16 protein-coding genes and 1 tRNA gene are annotated in these 16877 nt (G+C 40.3%); 9 read left to right on the top strand and 8 right to left on the bottom strand.

Translation table 11 applies throughout. The features are described from left to right. Positions 1 to 45: 45 nt before the first annotated feature. Positions 46 to 432: a hypothetical protein gene (locus ACNF42_RS00575; RefSeq protein ID WP_443337736.1), complete on the bottom strand. Its 387-nt coding sequence runs from the start codon at positions 430 to 432 to the stop codon at positions 46 to 48. Positions 433 to 542: 110 nt separating this feature from the next. Here ACNF42_RS00575 and ACNF42_RS00580 point away from each other — a divergent pair. Next, a tRNA-Gln gene (locus ACNF42_RS00580) sits at positions 543 to 615 on the top strand. 83 nt (positions 616 to 698) lie between these two features. After that, entirely contained in the window at positions 699 to 1187 is a 489-nt protein-coding gene (locus ACNF42_RS00585; protein ID WP_443337737.1) for a DUF1940 domain-containing protein, read from the top strand. Here ACNF42_RS00585 and ACNF42_RS00590 read toward each other — a convergent pair. Then, complete coding sequence (locus tag ACNF42_RS00590; protein ID WP_443337740.1) at positions 1177 to 2016, bottom strand: NAD-dependent epimerase/dehydratase family protein; 840 nt, start codon at positions 2014 to 2016, stop codon at positions 1177 to 1179. The two genes, ACNF42_RS00585 and ACNF42_RS00590, sit on opposite strands and share 11 nt — an antisense overlap. A gap of 39 nt (positions 2017 to 2055) precedes the next feature. After that, the gene (locus ACNF42_RS00595) at positions 2056 to 3390 is read right to left on the bottom strand and encodes an MFS transporter (RefSeq protein ID WP_443337742.1); all 1335 of its coding nucleotides are present in this window, start codon (positions 3388 to 3390) and stop codon (positions 2056 to 2058) included. Positions 3391 to 3652: 262 nt separating this feature from the next. Here ACNF42_RS00595 and ACNF42_RS00600 point away from each other — a divergent pair, with 262 nt between their 5' ends. From ACNF42_RS00600 to ACNF42_RS00610, 3 genes are read left to right on the top strand one after another with little or no spacing between them, the layout of a single operon-like run. Beyond that, positions 3653 to 4633, top strand: coding sequence for a sulfite exporter TauE/SafE family protein (locus tag ACNF42_RS00600; protein ID WP_443337745.1), 981 nt, complete (start codon positions 3653 to 3655; stop codon positions 4631 to 4633). Next, complete coding sequence (locus tag ACNF42_RS00605; RefSeq protein ID WP_443337747.1) at positions 4620 to 5021, top strand: DUF1634 domain-containing protein; 402 nt, start codon at positions 4620 to 4622, stop codon at positions 5019 to 5021. The genes ACNF42_RS00600 and ACNF42_RS00605 overlap by 14 nt, the downstream gene beginning before the upstream one ends. Before the next feature lie 60 nt (positions 5022 to 5081). Next, positions 5082 to 6536, top strand: a complete 1455-nt coding sequence (locus ACNF42_RS00610; protein ID WP_443337750.1) for an NAD(P)-dependent oxidoreductase — start codon at positions 5082 to 5084, stop codon at positions 6534 to 6536. A 12-nt stretch (positions 6537 to 6548) separates the two neighbouring features. Here the strand turns inward: ACNF42_RS00610 and serS are convergent, their stop codons facing one another. The 5 genes from serS to ACNF42_RS00635 all read right to left on the bottom strand — a co-directional run bounded on the left by serS (position 6549) and on the right by ACNF42_RS00635 (position 11700). Further along, entirely contained in the window at positions 6549 to 7877 is a 1329-nt protein-coding gene (gene serS, locus ACNF42_RS00615; RefSeq protein WP_443337752.1) for a serine--tRNA ligase, read from the bottom strand. Between the two features lie 65 nt (positions 7878 to 7942). Continuing rightward, the gene (locus ACNF42_RS00620) at positions 7943 to 8587 is read right to left on the bottom strand and encodes a hypothetical protein (RefSeq protein WP_443337754.1); all 645 of its coding nucleotides are present in this window, start codon (positions 8585 to 8587) and stop codon (positions 7943 to 7945) included. A gap of 55 nt (positions 8588 to 8642) precedes the next feature. Next, positions 8643 to 9857, bottom strand: coding sequence for a 2,3-bisphosphoglycerate-independent phosphoglycerate mutase (locus ACNF42_RS00625; protein ID WP_443337757.1), 1215 nt, complete (start codon positions 9855 to 9857; stop codon positions 8643 to 8645). Then, entirely contained in the window at positions 9857 to 11095 is a 1239-nt protein-coding gene (locus tag ACNF42_RS00630; RefSeq protein WP_443337759.1) for an adenosylhomocysteinase, read from the bottom strand. Before ACNF42_RS00630 ends, ACNF42_RS00625 begins: the two co-directional genes overlap by 1 nt. Next, positions 11092 to 11700 (bottom strand): RibD family protein, encoded by a 609-nt coding sequence (locus ACNF42_RS00635; protein WP_443337761.1) that lies wholly within the window; start codon positions 11698 to 11700, stop codon positions 11092 to 11094. The genes ACNF42_RS00630 and ACNF42_RS00635 overlap by 4 nt, the downstream gene beginning before the upstream one ends. A 108-nt stretch (positions 11701 to 11808) precedes the next feature. On the opposite strand from ACNF42_RS00635, the gene ACNF42_RS00640 reads away from it, so the two are divergent. Genes ACNF42_RS00640 through ACNF42_RS00655 form a run of 4 tightly spaced genes read left to right on the top strand, consistent with a single transcriptional unit; the run spans position 11809 to position 16875 of the window. Further along, entirely contained in the window at positions 11809 to 13878 is a 2070-nt protein-coding gene (locus ACNF42_RS00640; protein WP_443337763.1) for a DEAD/DEAH box helicase, read from the top strand. Continuing rightward, a complete protein-coding gene (locus ACNF42_RS00645) occupies positions 13856 to 14806 on the top strand; it encodes a class I SAM-dependent methyltransferase (RefSeq protein ID WP_443337765.1) in 951 nt (316 codons plus the stop codon). Before ACNF42_RS00640 ends, ACNF42_RS00645 begins: the two co-directional genes overlap by 23 nt. Next, the gene (gene uppS, locus ACNF42_RS00650) at positions 14803 to 15582 is read left to right on the top strand and encodes a polyprenyl diphosphate synthase (protein WP_443337767.1); all 780 of its coding nucleotides are present in this window, start codon (positions 14803 to 14805) and stop codon (positions 15580 to 15582) included. Before ACNF42_RS00645 ends, uppS begins: the two co-directional genes overlap by 4 nt. Continuing rightward, positions 15583 to 16875 carry a TiaS agmantine-binding domain-containing protein gene (locus tag ACNF42_RS00655; RefSeq protein WP_443337769.1) on the top strand — a complete coding sequence of 431 codons (1293 nt, stop codon included), beginning with the start codon at positions 15583 to 15585 and terminating at the stop codon, positions 16873 to 16875. The last annotated feature ends 2 nt before the right edge of the window (positions 16876 to 16877 follow it).

The raw sequence follows: 16877 nt of genomic DNA on the forward strand, positions 1-16877 counted from the left end.
ATATTGAATACATATTAATATTTAACATTGTCATGGAAGCTGAAATTATCTTCTGTTTCTTATAACTTCTATGAGCTTCATTCTATCAAATTCCAGTGAGAATTTTATTTTCTTACTTTTTAGAATTTTGCTAATCTTTTCCGAAGCCTCTGTTACAAGTTCTGAAGGATTGTAATGAGAAATGATCATTTCCTTTCTATCCAGGGGGAATATCATTGTAAGCTCAGTTTCGTCTGAGTGAAATCCAATCGGTTTTTTATTGTTCTGTATCTCCCTCAAATTTAGCTCAAGTCTAACCTGTAATACCTGCTCCTCTTCCTGAGCAATCTTTCGGTCTCCCCTGACTACATTAAAAAGATCAACAAAGCATTTTTCCAGGCTTTTCCATTGAAAATTATCATCAAAAATGAAATGGGCACTCCAGTTCTTCACCTCTCTTTATTTCAACACTTTATAATTATTTTTCCTAATGCCCATTCAACAGTGATAAAAGACGTAATAATTGAAACATTTTAATACGAGAGTAAAATCCCCATTGGAATAGCCCTGTGGTGTAGTGGCCAAGCATTACGGGCTCTGGACCCGTCGACGGCAGTTCGAATCTGCCCGGGGCTATTTTTCGTAAATTGATCGAGTGAAATGAACTTGTAGTGATATCCTTACTAAAATTGTTAATAAGGAAATAATTATGCAAGATTATGGAAAGTGAAAGAGGAGAAGATAATAAAACTGATACCACGGAATACTGTGAACTGCTGGACAAGGAAATTGGAAATGATTCTGATTACTTCAAGTTTCAAAATCATGTAAAAATAGCTTTCGCGTCCCTAGGCCTGGCAGTTTCAACTGGAATAAGATTAAATGCGACCAGAGAAATTCTTGATATGCTCGATCAGCTCTATCAAAATATTTCAGACAGTGACGTTGTTTTGACAGATGAAAGCAGGAAGAAATTAAATCACGCTGATGAAGTCTGGCTGGATATGAAACTTAAGATGGCAGCAGGGGACATAAGAGCTGCCCATCTTCTAAATGCGAGTTCACATCTATCCATGGCACATGCCTATCTATGTTCATTAAAGAAGGATGAAGAATTCTCTGAATTGATATCTGACTACAGTCTAAAATATTTTAAAAAATTGAGTGTATTTATTTACAGAGAAGCCATAGGTCACGTTATGCTTTAGGGAGATTTTGTACATAATCTTCAAATTTTTTCTGTTCCTTGATAAATCGGATAACTGAGCTGGCCTCTCTGAAGTAATCTTCCAGAATGCGATCGAGTGTTATTTTGTCTATTTTTCCCTCCTCCACGAGCTTCTCACCAGCATGTCTGGAAAGTATACCTCCCGCCTCCTTCACTTCAGGTTTACCAGTTTTCTTTCCATAAATGTTCATGCAATCAAGGAATGTAAGTTGAGATGAAGAATTGGCGTATATTGCTCCAGTTATGTTACCGCTCTTTTTAATAGTTTCCGCAAGGTCTTCTATATGTGTTGGGCAAACTCTTCCTCCGCGAGGCAACCTGTCAACGCCTTTGTTAAACAAGCCATTTATCAAGGATATGAAACCATCATTCTCCCCTCCGAAAACGAAGGAGAGTCTAACAATCAAATGATTCTTAACCAATGCGGCATTATCTTCCCCTGTTCTTCGTGTTCTAAAATATTCGTTTTTGCCATAGTGCACATTAACCGAAGAGAAATAGATAAGGCGTTGATTTTTGTCAATTCTTTTAATCTCGGTTGCAACCGATTTGATTCCGAAGACATTAACATTCATGGCCTCTTCTTCCTTATCTGAATAGGAATTGCTAAGGTAATAGATCACGTCATAGTTTTTAATCAGAGGGACAAGTTTTTCCTTATCGGTCACATCTCCCTGGATCCAGTTAAACTTTGAGTATTTCTCTCCTTCAATCTTATGCCTTGAATAATAGTCCGTTTCTTCGTGTTCCATAAGAAGCATCAGATTTCTTCCTATGTAGCCACTTCCACCAATAAATAGAGCTTTCACGCATACCTAATTATTGTATACAACATATCTTTTTCCATTTTAAGATGTTATTGGAAGTATTTCTTCTACTCCATCTTTGCCAAATTCCGATAGAATACTGTTATCTAATCTCATAAAGAATATCAGTATTATTGAAACTATGGCAGCTGACGCTGAATCCAAAAACATAAATTCGAAATTGTTGTGTGATATAGTAAGTATAAATGAAACGCTTACTGAAGCAATTAACAATGCGGCATTGTTAAAGAAAGCTGAAAGCCCAAAGAACGATGACATTGCGGCTTCCCTATCTCCTTCCAGGGTGGTGATCAGAAATGCTCCTATTGGATATGCAGCAACTAGAAATGCGGCCCATCCTAAGCCACCAACTGCAAGGTATATGATCACAACCTCCTCTGTTCTGAAAAATACTGCTAAAAGCATAACTAATGCAAGTATTGCTAAGCCATAGACCATAATGTTCTTCTTTTTTTTATACCTTTTATAAAAAATACCCATTGGAATCGAAGCAATTAGTGTCACAGCATTGAATACGGCAAAACCGATTGCAGCAAAAACCAGCGGGCCATCTGATCCAGAGGTAAATGAGTAACCTGCACTTTGAACATAAGATACAAAATAGATGGCAATTGACTCATAGGCTATCCACGAAAACAATTGAATGGCAAAATAGATTAATATCCTTCTGTCACGGAACATGTAAAGGACCCTTTCATTTAGAGTCTTCTTTTCCCTTATTACAGCATATTTATTCTCAGGTTTCTTCTCCTTCACAATCAGTGGTGTAATAATTCCCGTGACTAAAACTATGAGACCTTCTATAAGGGCCACATTCTTGATACCTAGTTTTGTCTCAAAACCTGCAACCATAAGGAAGGCCACCAAGGATCCAATGGCCAGAAATGAATTAACATAACCGGATGCTACACCCCAGTTTTTTACCTCGAAGGTTCGGGGCATCAGGGAATTGTATGGTGTCCTCATGAAATGAGCGGCGATGTAGAGTGCAATTAACAATCCAATGAGCTCGTCCACGCTCGTAGCATATGGAATCAGGCAGAGCATAATCGCCATGACACATACCGAAATTACAATCATGATACCTCTGGTATCATGTGGGTATAAGAATCTCCTGTCAGCCAGGAATCCTGATATGGGATCTGCAAATATACCAACCAGTCCTTCCAAACCTAAAATGAGTCCCGAGAATGCGTCAGAGAGATTAAAACCATGGATCTCTATGAATGGAGTAAAGATTCTATTGAACCCCCAAGATGTATATATAGCAATGGCGGTCATAGAAAGGAAAATGTAACTTATATTTCCAGAATATATATTCTTGCCATTCTCCTCTCTATAAAGCCTTTCAAACACAAATGGCATACAATAATAATAAATTAAAACTTTCCTATATACTCATATAGAATCATTTACCCTTTTGTTGAACGTTAAGTCGTAAACCCAAAATTATCTTCGGGTTATCTGGAAAGAGTTATAACTTGAATTATTATGATCTATTGTTTTTAATTGTACATAGAATAAAAATCAATTATATTTAGATAATTTTAGATGTAACCCTTTTGTTGACAACGTAAGGATGTCATAATATATATATAAAAAACAGGAATCCTTATAAATGATTGATGTAGGGTCCCTATCAAATTTCCTGCTAATCGTTTTTGGTGGGATTATTGCAGGAATCATAGGCTCCCTAACAGGACTTGGTGGAGGTTCTGTTTTGGTTCCTGTGCTTACATTGTTTTACGGTGTGCCAATTGAGTACGCGACCGGAGCAAGTTTAATATCAACTATTGCAACATCTGCCGGTTCTGCAAGTACCTATACCAAAAAAGGAATAGCGAATATTAAAATTGGAGTTGGTCTTGAGGTAGCAACAACACTGGGTGCTATTGTGGGAGCTCTTACTTTTGCCCTGGTGGTTCACGCGAATCTTCAGTGGATTCTATTCCTTCTTTTCGGAATAGTGATTTTAACATCCATCATACCAACTGTGAAGAGAGGAAAGTATGAATACCCAGAAGAGAAGCCAGCCGATTTCACAAGCAGGCTTTTCCAATTATCAGGCAAATATCATGATGACAGGAGTAAAAAAACTGTTCAATACACCGGGGTAAGATGGTGGCTTGGAGAAATCATTATGTTCTTTGCAGGTGTCCTTTCGGGGTTGCTTGGAATAGGGAGTGGTGCACTTAAGGTACTTGGAATGGACTGGGCAATGAACCTGCCAATGAAGGTTACGACTACCACAAGCAATTTTATGATAGGAATTACGGCAGCCACAGGAAGCAGTATTTACTGGTATGAAGGATATATACAGTTCTTTCTGGCCGCGGCAACTGCAATAGGGGTACTTATTGGATCAAGAATAGGATCAGCCATACTCCTGAGGGTTTCCAACAAAGAAATAAGATGGATATTTTTTGCCATATTGACTTTTCTTGGAATTGATATGATATTCAGAGGAATAACAAAATCACACTTTTACTACATCAATCCTTTAACTGGTTTTACAGTGGCAATCTCAACCGCAGCAATTCTGATTTTATTGCTTTACGTAAAGATGAAACTGGAGGAGAGGCAGAATGCAAACTTCTGATAAACTTACCAATATCGTTAGCTGGATATTGAAAATTGCCGTGTTCCTGAGTATTGGCCTAGTCACAATAGGAGCTGCTCTGATGTTTATATTCAACGGGGCCGATGGTTATACAATATCTCAGATTGAAAGCTATAATTCCAAAATAAACATTACATCAAGCGCTTTTTCGCCAGTATTAATTCCCTCTGGGATTCTGGCTTTAAATCCAATAGCCTTCATTTCATTGGGTCTCTGGGTTCTAATCTTCACTCCGGTAACTGTATTATTCAGTTCTCTGGTAGATTATATCTATACTAAAAATAAGCTATACGTTATTTTGACATTTCTTGTTTTATTAAATTTATTTACAGCTATTCTAATAATTCCGGCCTTCGTAAAACTTTGATTTTTAAAAGCATTCTACAAAAACATTATTAATTTTACTTATATCATGATCCGTGAACTGATGCTTAAATTCGAGAGAGTCCCAATCAGAGAAGAAGACCCGTTGGAAAGATCTAAGAGTTTTAGGATCGAGCCATTAATTGGCTATTCTGATCAGGAGGCAACTACAGAAGCATCAAGGTGTATTGGATGTAATATATGTACACAGGCATGCCCTGCAAGTCTCGATATCGGTGCATATATAAATAGCACAGCCGTGGGAGATCCAGCGCAGACAGTAAGGATTGTTTTTGAAAACTTGCCTTTTCCTGCAATTATAGGAAGAGTTTGCACTCATAACTGTGAAGATATATGTGTTATGTATGACACAGGTGGACCACTGGCCATAAGGCACCTTAAGAGATACGCAGCAGACAAATTCGATGATTATTCAAAAGTCATTCATGTTAAAAGGAGAGGTTTTATCAACAAGAGGGTTGCAGTAATTGGAGCAGGGCCAGCGGGATTGAGTGCTGCATATTATCTGTCTATTCAGGGTGTAAGGGTGACGGTTTTTGAGGAGCTTCCCGTCACTGGTGGATTTATGAGAGTTGGCATACCCAGATACCGTTTGCCAGATGATGTTCTTGACAAGGAAATAGGTTACATTCAGTCACAGGGCGTGGAGATCAGACTTAACACCAGGGTTGGAAGGGATATCAGCTTTGAGGAAATAGTTTCAAGTTATGATGCAGTATTTCTTGGCGTTGGGAATCACAGCCCCAGAACAACAGGAACACCAGGAAGCGATGCTGAGAATTTTATGCATGCCACGGAGTTTCTGAAGAGGGTCGCCCTGAACGAGAAGATTCCTGTTGGCAATAGGGTGGTCATAATAGGAGGAGGTTTTACTGCAAATGATGCTGCCCGTTCTTCCTTAAGATTGGGGGCAAAGAATATCAACATCATGTATCGCAGAAGGGAAATAGACAGGCCCGGATATCCATCTATGAACGCAGACGAGGAAATGGAAGAGTCAATAGACGAACTTGTTGGCTATATGTGGGAAGTAACTCCATTTGAATATGTAAAGGAAGGAAACAGGATTGTTCAGGTGAAATACTGGAAAAATCAAATGGTTTCAGAGGGCGGAGGAAGAGCAAAACCTGTTCCGCAGAAGGAGAAAACCTACACAATGGATGTTGATTTTGTGATTGAAGCCACAGGTCAGGAGACTGATTTTTCATTTCTTGGGGATAATTATGCAAGACAATTGAGGTTGACCCCCCATGGCCAGATAATTGTGGATCAAAACGGCATGACTAGCATTCCGGGGGTATTTTCCGGTGGCGATTCGACAAATATGACAAGGGATTTAATTTCTGCTGTTCGTGATGGGGACACAGCTGTTTTGGGAATATTAAACTACCTTAATCTTATGGACCAGGTAAATGAAGAATACCTGCCTCTTCTTGACAGATGGAAGAAATTCTCACCAACATCTGCCAAAATGGCATACGCAGAAAGAATAAAATAATTTTAAAATTTTTCAATCCTTTTCAAAATATATGGAATCGAACCCTGTGTATGGTATAAGAGCCTCAGGTATCTTTATGTGATCCTTATGGGAAAAGTTCTCAATTATGGCTACAATTGTTCTTGAACTGGCCATTGCTGTCCCATTAAGGGTATGGACAAATATGTTTCCATCTGGGCCTCTGTATCTGATGTTCAGAGACCTTGCCTGATAGTCCAGATCATTGGATATGCTTGCGAGTTCACGGTATCTTCCCTGATGAGGAAACCACCCTTCAATATCGAATTTCTTAGCTGCAAGGTTTCCAAGTTCCCCTGAGCACACATTAACGACGCGATATGGAATTCCTAAACTTTGCAGAAACTCCTCTGTGTTCTTTGTAAGTTCATCAAAAAAGTCCCATGAATCTTCGGGTTTGCAGAATATAAACTGCTCTACTTTCTTAAAATAATGTACACGGAAAATTCCCTTTGTATCCTTGCCGTGGGCTCCCGCCTCCTTTCTGAAGCACGGAGAAAAGCCTCCAACTTTCATTGGAAGTTCCTTTGGTTCCACGATTTCATCCATAAGCATGGATGCAATTGGGTGTTCAGAAGTTGAAATCAGATAAAGATCTTCACCTTCGATCTTATAAATAGCATCATCAAAAGTTCCCTGATCCGTGGCCTTCCATACAGCGTTTCCTGCTATCATAGGTGGTGGCTCAACCACTGAAAATCCCTTCTGTGACAGAAAGTCAATTGCATAATTAATCAGGGCAAGCTCAAGCTTCAGCAACCTGTTCTTGCTAATATAAAATCTTGCTCCTGCAATCTTTGTGGCTCGTTCAAGGTCTACAAGGTTATACTTCTCAATAATATCGACGTGACTGTAAGTTTCCTTGACAATTTTATATTTTCCAAGGTTATTGCTCTCCTTGAGGAAAGTTTCCAGTGAATCTTCTCTGACCTTTGCCTCACCATTAACCCTGACTACAAGGTTATTCTCGTCACCTTTGCATATGGGTACTTCCCTGTCAAGCACATTTGGGATCAGGTTCACCATTTTATCTCTTTTCTCTTCCACTTCCCTTTGCCTTTCTTCAAGTTTGCCAAGTGATGCATTTATCTCCTTTACCTCTCTTTTAATTTCTTCCGCATCCCTCTTTTCCTTGACTGCCTTTGATACCTCAAGACTTCTGGCGTTTCTAATTGACCTTAATTCATTTATTTTCTTTATGTTCTCACGCCATTCCTGATCCAGTTTCAAAAATTCCTCGACAGGTGAAGGATCCAAAAATCTGTCTATCATGGCCTTTCTGTAAATTGATGGATCATCTCTCAGCAATTTGATATCAATCATTGCGTCCAACAACAACAGTAGATATATTAATTTTCACTCTTCTTTGGTTAGCAAAATTAATGTTTTTAGAGTCTGTCCATTCTGGGTTGATAATTGTCGTTGTAAGACTCGAGTTCAGCCTCATCATCATAAATTGGGCGGTTTGGAACCTCTCTGGTTCCTCTAGACATGTTGGCCTGAGGAACTGGACTTATGAAGGGAGATGGATTGTACATCCCTCTGTTCTCCTCCCTTATGGTCGTCGACATGCTTCCACCGAGAAGTGCTGTGGCATTAAATATGATCAAGCTGCTTGGCACAATGAGAGTCATTGTGGTTAGAACACCGTAAAATGACTGGGTATCTATTGCCAGCTGTGAAGAAGCGGCAAGTGGTTTTGTGGCAAAGGCAAAAATTCCATCCTTGAGATAGTAACCCACAAGACTAGCCTGCTGCACAGAAGTTGATATGAGATAGAGTGAAGTAAAGATAACAAGTGCAGTGGTGATGAGCGATATGGAAAGGGCATCCTTGGCGCTTCCAGCCTTTCTTCCTGAGATGAATCCTGCAGTAAATGGACCTATAACTGGTATCCACCATAGGAGTGCAACCCCAACTATGGCATACAAAAAGGCAATTTTGGTAGAGTATGTATTCATAAAATCAGATCTGAGACTGTTTTGGCGATAGTTTCTGCCATTTGTCTTACCAAAGCCTGACGAATGTCTCATAAACACATGACGTCAACTTTATATAAAAATGTTTGGTATATTTTTTCGGTAGTGTTTAGGCCCCATATTTTTCAAGACGATCTGTGAGTTGCATTGCAAAGGTCATAAGTCTACCACTCTCAATGGAAAATCCAGTTTTCGAGCATGCCTTCTCATTAAATCCATTCGCTTCAATTTTTCGCATACCTCCAGTGTAAAAGGTAACCGGTACTGGATCACCTGTGTGCTCTCCGGAAGTGGATGATGTTGAATGATCCCCGGTTAGTATTACGAGAGTTCGATCCTCAAGACCTATCATGTTACTCATTGCCTCATCAATTTTCTCTATAACTTCTCTTTTTTCCTCAGGTTTCATATCATGGGCGGCCGCATCCGGTGCCTTAATATTCATTAGAATAAAGTCAAATTTATTGGAATTTTCCCTGGCATAGCTAAGTTTTCCTTTATAGTTTGTATTCTTCCCTCCTGTAATTCCTGGTACATCTATTCTTTTCAGGCCAATCATCTCGGCCAGACCTTTTATCATTGGAATTCCTATTATGTACGCACCATCCATTCCATATTTTTCCTTAAATGGTTGGAGGAATGGGGCCTGACCTGCACCTCTCAGAAGAAGTTCATTTGCTGGCAGCTTTCCACTATTTATTCTGCTCCTGTTTAGGGGATGTTCATCAAGAATTTTTCTTGATCTTTCCAGAAACTCATTGATTATTCTTGCAGTTTTTTCAGATTTCTCATTCTTGGGCTCAATTCTTTTCACTTTCTTGTTTATCTCGTGTGGGTCAGAATCTGTAAGGTCACCGGATAGTCCTGAACCGTGCATTACAAGGGCCGCTCTGTGCTCAACTCCTGAGGAAACGCTGATATTGACATCCTCAATTTTCATTGATATTGCCTTACTCAACTCCTCTGTGCTTGTTTCTATTCTGCCTGCCCTCCTGTCTTTTATTATATCCCCTTCTCTTGTAGCGAAATTTGCCCTAAAGGCAACATCTCCTGGATTCACGTTCATCCCAAGTCCCATCGCCTCAAAGGGGCCTCTTCCTGTATAAACCTCTTCCGGGTTATATCCAAGTAAAGATAGGTGGGATGTATCCGAGCCACACACTATCCCCTGATGTACAGGATAAAGCAGTCCTGAAATACCATTTCTTGCCATATGATTCATGTTTGGCGTATATGCTGATTCCAGGGGAGTTCTATTGTTAAGAGACTTTGCGGGCCTGTCCCCAAGACCATCCATAACTATGAGAATAATTGATCTCTTCATCAGGTTCCCTCCGTCCAGGAGTTGGCATATTTTATCTGCTCATCTGTAGGCGTGTCAATCTCTATCCCCTGACTTTTAAGCCTTATTCTTGCAACATCCATATCCACGGACTCTGGAACAGAATATACCCCAGGCTTGAGGTTCTTGTAATTCTTTGCTAGATACTCTGCGGTCAGGGCCTGAATGGCAAAACTCATATCCATGATTTCCACAGGATGCCCCTGTCCTGAGGCAAGATTGACCAATCTTCCATCAGAAATAAGGTAGACCGTCTTACCATTATCCAATTTATAAGCTTTGACCGATTCTCTCACCTGTGTTTTCTCCACTGCCTCTTTCTCAAGTTTTTCTGTATCAATCTCATTATTGAAATGACCCGCATTTGAAAGTATTATTCCATCCTTTGCCACCTTAATGGAAGCCATATCAACAACCGATTTCATTCCTGTTGCCGTTACTACCATATCAGATTGTGCAATTGCTTTCCTTATGGGCATTACGTCATAACCCTCCATGGTTGCCTCATTGGCCTTTACAGGGTCTATTTCCGTTACGGTAACCCTTGCACCCATCCCCTTCATACGCATCGCAATTCCCTTTCCGCAATATCCGTAACCAACAACAGTCACACTTTTTCCTGCAAGAAGTATATTGGTTGCGTTCATGATTCCATCCAGCGCACTCTGCCCTGTGCCGTATCTGTTGTCAAACAGATGCTTCATGTTTGCATCATTCACATCAAACATAGGGAATCTTAGAGCTGCAGATTTCTCCATAACTCTCAAACGGTTTACACCTGTTGTTGTCTCCTCGTTTCCTCCTATTATGTTTTCAATCAAATCCATTCTGTCTGTATGAAGTATCTTTACAAGGTCTCCTCCGTCATCCACTATAATGTTTGGTTTTGAATCCAGAACCTTGTTCAAATATTCATAATATTCCTCTTCACTTTCACCCTTCCTTGCATGAACATCCATACCATAATCTTCCTTTAGGGATGACACAACAGAATCATCCGTACTCAGCGGATTGCATGATGCCATATGGACATCCGCACCACCCTCCTTCAGGAGAAGTGCGAAGATTCCAGTCTTAGCCTCAACGTGAAGAGCCATTCCAACCCTTAAATTCTTGAACGGTTTTTCCCTGAGAAATCTCTCCCTTACATAACTGCTGACCGGCATGTGGCTTCTTGCCCATTCAAGTCTTAAAAAACCTTTGTTTCTCAATTCATTCATACCCATTCACCTGGATCTATTTTCATTAATACTCCTCCATTAATAACTATAGTCCCAATAACCGCATTTCTTCCTTCATGGGTAACAGATGGCATTCTAACGCCTCCATCTGGCAATATAATGTTGGAAACAAACAGGTACATCTCATCAACCAGTTTTTCTCTAAGAAAACTTTCTGCAGTCTTCTTCCCTCCCTCCACGAGAATTTTTTTTATACCTATCTGATAGAGTTTTTCCAAGGCATTTTTGAGGTTAAAGGGTTTATGGCACTTCATATATCTTGTTAATCCCTCACTTTTTTCCATAATTTCATTGAGTACTATAGTTCTTCTACTACCATCTGTTATTCTGAATCCCTTCCCGTAAATTTTCAGTTCAGGATCGATAACAACTCTTATGGTATCCGAGTTTCCCTCAACCAACAGTTCCGGATTATCTGACATAACCGTGTTTCTACCTATAACTATGGCATCAACATTTTTTCTCATTTCCATTACTCTGACCCTATCCTCTTTTGATGATAATAGAACCCTTTTCCCTTCTGGCCCGGAAATGTATCCATTCAGACTCTGGGCCATGTTTAATGTGATATGAGGTCTCTCCACAATGCCATATGTTTTTTCATAAACTAATACTTTTTACTCTGTGTCTTTACAAAGGATAGGAATATGAAAAATTCATAACCCTTAATTAGATTTGAAATATATTGAAAAATGGACGAAATCCTCCTGAAAAAACTAACTGGAGGCCTTGAAGATAAGGGAAGCTTTCAGCTGTATCCACATCAAAGGGAGGCCATCGAAAAAATAGATCTTGGGAAAAATGTTCTCGTATCAGTTCCAACCGCTTCGGGAAAGTCACTGATTGCCTACTACGGAATTTTGCGCACGCTCAAGAGGGGAGGGAAGGCCATATATATCGCTCCCCTTAAGGCTCTGGTTAAGGAAAAATATTCTGAAATAAGAGAAATCCTGAATGGTGAATATTCAGTCGGGATAAGCATGGGAGATTTTGACTCAGGTGCTGATTTGATAAACAGATTTGATGTACTTGTATGCACATCTGAAAAGGCCGATTCCATGATGCACCACGATCCGGATTATTTCGGAAAAATATCCCTTATGGTTATTGACGAGGTACACAATATAGGGGACGAATCCAGAGGTCCGACACTGGAAGTCATAGTGTCAGTTGCAAGAATGATTAATCCTGATTTGCAGATGGTGTTCCTTTCTGCAACACTAAAAAATTATGAAGAGATAGGGGAATGGCTCAATTCGGAAATGGTTATAAGCGATTTCAGACCAGTTCCATTAAAAAAGTTCATCATTAACCGGAAGAAGATATATGATGCGGAATTCACAGAAAAGGGGAGACTGAGGAATGACATAACTGACGTCATAGAAAGCACAATTGAGAATGGTGGGCAGGTTCTCATATTCCTGAATACAAGAAAGAGGGCCGAGTCCTTTGCAAGGGATATTGGGAATCAGTTCAGATCAAGATATCTCACCAATGGTCTGGTTATGCCGCCCGATGACTCCTCACGTTTCGCCTCAATTCTGAAGGATATAGTCCCATACGGAGTGGCGTTCCATCATGCTGGTCTTTCCTATTCCTACAGGGAATTTATAGAGGAAAACTTCAAAAATGGAAATATAAAGGTTCTCACGGCAACTCCAACACTAGCGGCTGGGATAAATTTGCCAGCAAGGGTCGTTATAATAAGAGACCTTACAAGATTTTCCAATGGATATACCACTTATATTTCCAATATGGAGATAGAACAGATGCTTGGAAGGGCGGGAAGACCAAAGTATGACAGTTATGGTGAGGCATACATATACTGTCCAACTGATAATTCTCTGGATAAGGTTAAAAACTTTTTTGAGAATGGATCAGAACCCATTGAATCGGCCCTGTGCACGGAAAAAACTATGGGTTTCAACACCCTCGCCCTGATCAGTACGGGTCTCTGCAAATCGGAAGAGGAGATAATGAATTTCTATGGATCGACTCTTTACAGCAAACAGAAGGGATTTGAGAACCTGGAAACAATGGCAAAACACAGTCTAAAGATTCTTGTGGAAAATGATTTTGTGAACAGAAAGGGAGGATTGCTTCAGCCGACGGAACTTGGGAGACTTACATCCTCGCTCTATATTGATCCGAGAACTGCCATTGAGATACTTGAAATGCTAGAAATGGATGGTTTGAATGAAGCCAAGGCATTATACCATATTTGCAAAACCCCGGATGTTACTGGACTCTTCGCAAACCGGAATGACGAGGACGCACTTATGGTGTTCTTTGAGGAGATAGATGAAGAACCTGATAGTGAAGAGGATCTTTCTGCTGCAAAGACCGCTCTTCTGCTTAAGGAGTGGATAAATGAGAAACCTATCTATGAAATAGAAGAGGAGTTTAATGTTGGTTCAGGCGACATAGAATCAAAGAAATCTACAGCTGAATGGATAGCATTCTCTGCTTCCAGAATGGCAAGGCATTATCGCAGAGAATACGCAAATTTCCTCGATATGCTGAGCCTGAGAATCTCTGAAGGTATAAGGGATGAGATAATACCGTTGATTTCAATACCGGGTGTTGGAAGGGTAAGGGCCAGGATTCTCTACAATAATGGGTTCAAATCATTGGGCGAACTTGCGGAGGCGAATCCCAAGAGTATTGCTGAAATAAAGGGATTTTCCATAACAATGGCAGAAAGAATCACGTCCTATGCAAGGAGCAGGGTGAATATTAATGGTATTGATCAGGCATCTTAAGGTACCAAAGTTAGAGGGGGAAAAGGCCATACTATCTCTGAAAAAGGGGGGCATGATCGAGACGGAATATGCAATTACCTCAGATGAAAACTTCCTGTATATTCCCCTGTGCAAAATTCCTGAACATGGTGAGATAGTTGAACTGGAGAGAGAGCCGAGGGAAACCAGGGTACTTGCAACAGGTCACGCGGGTGGTTTTGACCTGATCGGTTCAATCGCAATTATCCATGAGAGGTCTGGAGGAAGGATCGAAAGCATAAAGGAATTCATTCGCAGGGTTAAGCCGAACATAAGGACAATCTATCTTGATAATGGAATTCAGGGCGAAATGAGATTAAGGGATCTGGTACTCCTTTATGGTGAAGACGATCCTGTGACCCTGTACAGAGAAAATGGATTGGTAATGAAGGTAGATGTAAAGAATACATATTTTTCACCAAGGTTATCCACAGAGAGGTACATCGTTGCAAAGGACGTAACTGAAGGAGAAAAGATTTACGACATGTTCTCTGGTATAGGCCCATTTTCACTGAATATAGGAAAACTTGTCAACTGTCATATTATTGCCTGCGATATCAATCCAGTGGCATTTGAACTGTTCCGTGAAAATATTTCCATGAACAGGCTTAAGGCTTCAATCGTTCCAAATCTTGTGGATTCCTATGCTCTTCTGGAAAAAATGGGTAAGTTCAATAGAATTATAATGAATAATCCTGTAAATAAATATAGAGATTTCCGCAGTGTTGTTTCACACCTTGAGGAAGGGGGAAGATTGAATGTTTACTTTGTTGATACTGTGGAAGAGCTGGAGACTCATATGGAGACGATTTCAAGCCTGAACATGAAATTAACGTCAAAGAGAATTGTCCACGGATATTCGAGGAATAAATTTATGTTTTCCTTAGACTATGTGAGGGAGATTCCATGAGTTTCAGTAAAAAGATAGGGGACCTGACAGAAGAAATTATGGAAAAGGTGCTCATGGAGCAGATTAAGAAAGATGGTGGGGTCCCAAACCATATTGGAATAATTACTGACGGTAATAGAAGGTTTGCCAGGGAGAATGGAATGGACCCTAATACGGGCCATGTAAAGGGGAAGGAAAAACTTGAGGAGGTGCTGGAATGGAGCATGGAAATAGGGACAAGGATAGTGACAGTATATGCATTTTCCACTGAAAACTTCCAGAGAAACAAGGATGAAGTGGATTTTCTCCTGCACCTGATAGATACCTCTCTGAGGAATCTGATAACAGATGAAAGGGTTATACGGAATAAGATAAGAGTCAAGGTGATCGGTAAACTGGATATTCTTCCAGAATACCTTTGCCAGACAATTGAGGACGTTGAGAGAGAAACTGGTGGATATAATGAATTCCGCCTTAACATAGCAGTTGGATATGGTGGCAGGGAAGAGATCATTGATGCAATAAGGAAAATTTCAAAGGATTTCAAGAATGGTGAAATAAAAGAGGAAGATATAACAGAGGAAAATTTCCGAAAATATCTTTATGATGGATCAATACCTGATCCAGATCTGATCCTGAGAACAAGCGGTGAAGAGAGAATATCAAACTTTCTTTTATGGCAGGGTGCATATTCCGAACTCTATTTTTCAGATGTTTTCTGGCCAGAATTAAGAAAGGTGGATTTTTTGAGGGCAGTCAGGGCATATCAGACCAGGCAGAGGCGGTTTGGTGTTTAGATGTGGATAGGAATCGATGATACAGACTCGAGGGAAGAGATGTGCACAACCTATATCGCTTTCCTTCTGAGCGCAAAATTTGGCCAATTTATGACATCCTTCCCAAGGCTCGTGAGATTGAATCCAAATTTACCATTCAAAACAAGGGGAAATGGAGCCATATCCCTTGAATTGAATGAAGGTAAACAAAACAAGGGAATGGTGATAGGAAGTTTTGAGGGCAGGGAGATTAAAATCGCCTCATCAAATTCAGAATTTTCCAGGGATGAGATCATGCAGGGAGCCGTAGACCTGGTTAAGAAATATGGCGTCAAGAATCAGGTGGACACTAATCCCGGTATTATCGTATCAGAAAATCAGTTTCCGGAGGAGATTTATGGTAATGCATTATCAAGAGAACTCTCCCTGGAAGAGATAAGGAAGTATCTGAGTGGAAGTGGATTCAATTACGAGGAATACAGTGAAGGTAACGGCCGTGGCATAATCGGTGCGTCGGCATCTATAGCATGGAGAAAGAGAAAAGTAACATATGAATTGATATCTTACAGTTTTCCGCACCCTGATACAATAGAAAGGAGTGTGAAGGAAAGAATCGGAGAGATTGCAGAATCATATGCAAGCACATTTAACAATGTGGATTTCGAAAACAGATCCGTAAGCCTCTTTCCAAGAGAAAGGACTCCCGTGATATATGGAATAAGGGGTTTGCGATATCAGGATCTTATGGAGATACAGAACAGTATCTCAAGGGAGTTTCCAGAATATGGAAAAAATTACATCATTTTTGAAACGAATCAGGGGACAGATGATCACATAGAATACATGCCCAAATCAATGAGCGAATATGGGTCTTATGGAATAAGGTGCAGCGTGATCTCAGTTCCAAGGCGGGAAAAAGGTGGACACTTAAAATTTGAATCACTGTACAATGGAAAAATTGTAAACATGATCGCATTCGAACCGTCGAAAAACTTCAGACGGGTCCTTCAAATGCTAAGGCCAGGTGATTTCATAGAGGTTTACGGTTCCATGGGTAAGGGGAGTCTGAAAATTGAAAAGATAAACGTTCTTGCCCTGGCCAGGATATATTCACGAACCGCACCCGAGTGTTCCATATGTGGAGAAAACACTAAGAATTATGGGAATCTCACTTTCAGGTGCCCGGAATGCGGTCATCTTGAATCCCCGTCCTATGAGGAGATTCCCAGGCAAAATATAACTGGGAAATATGAACCCCCAGTATCTGCAAGGCGCCATCTTTCCATGCCATGGAAACTAGAGGGGGCATTTTGACC

It is taken from the genome of Cuniculiplasma thermophilum (genome assembly GCF_052315355.1).
In the GTDB taxonomy this organism is placed as follows: domain Archaea; phylum Thermoplasmatota; class Thermoplasmata; order Thermoplasmatales; family Thermoplasmataceae; genus Cuniculiplasma.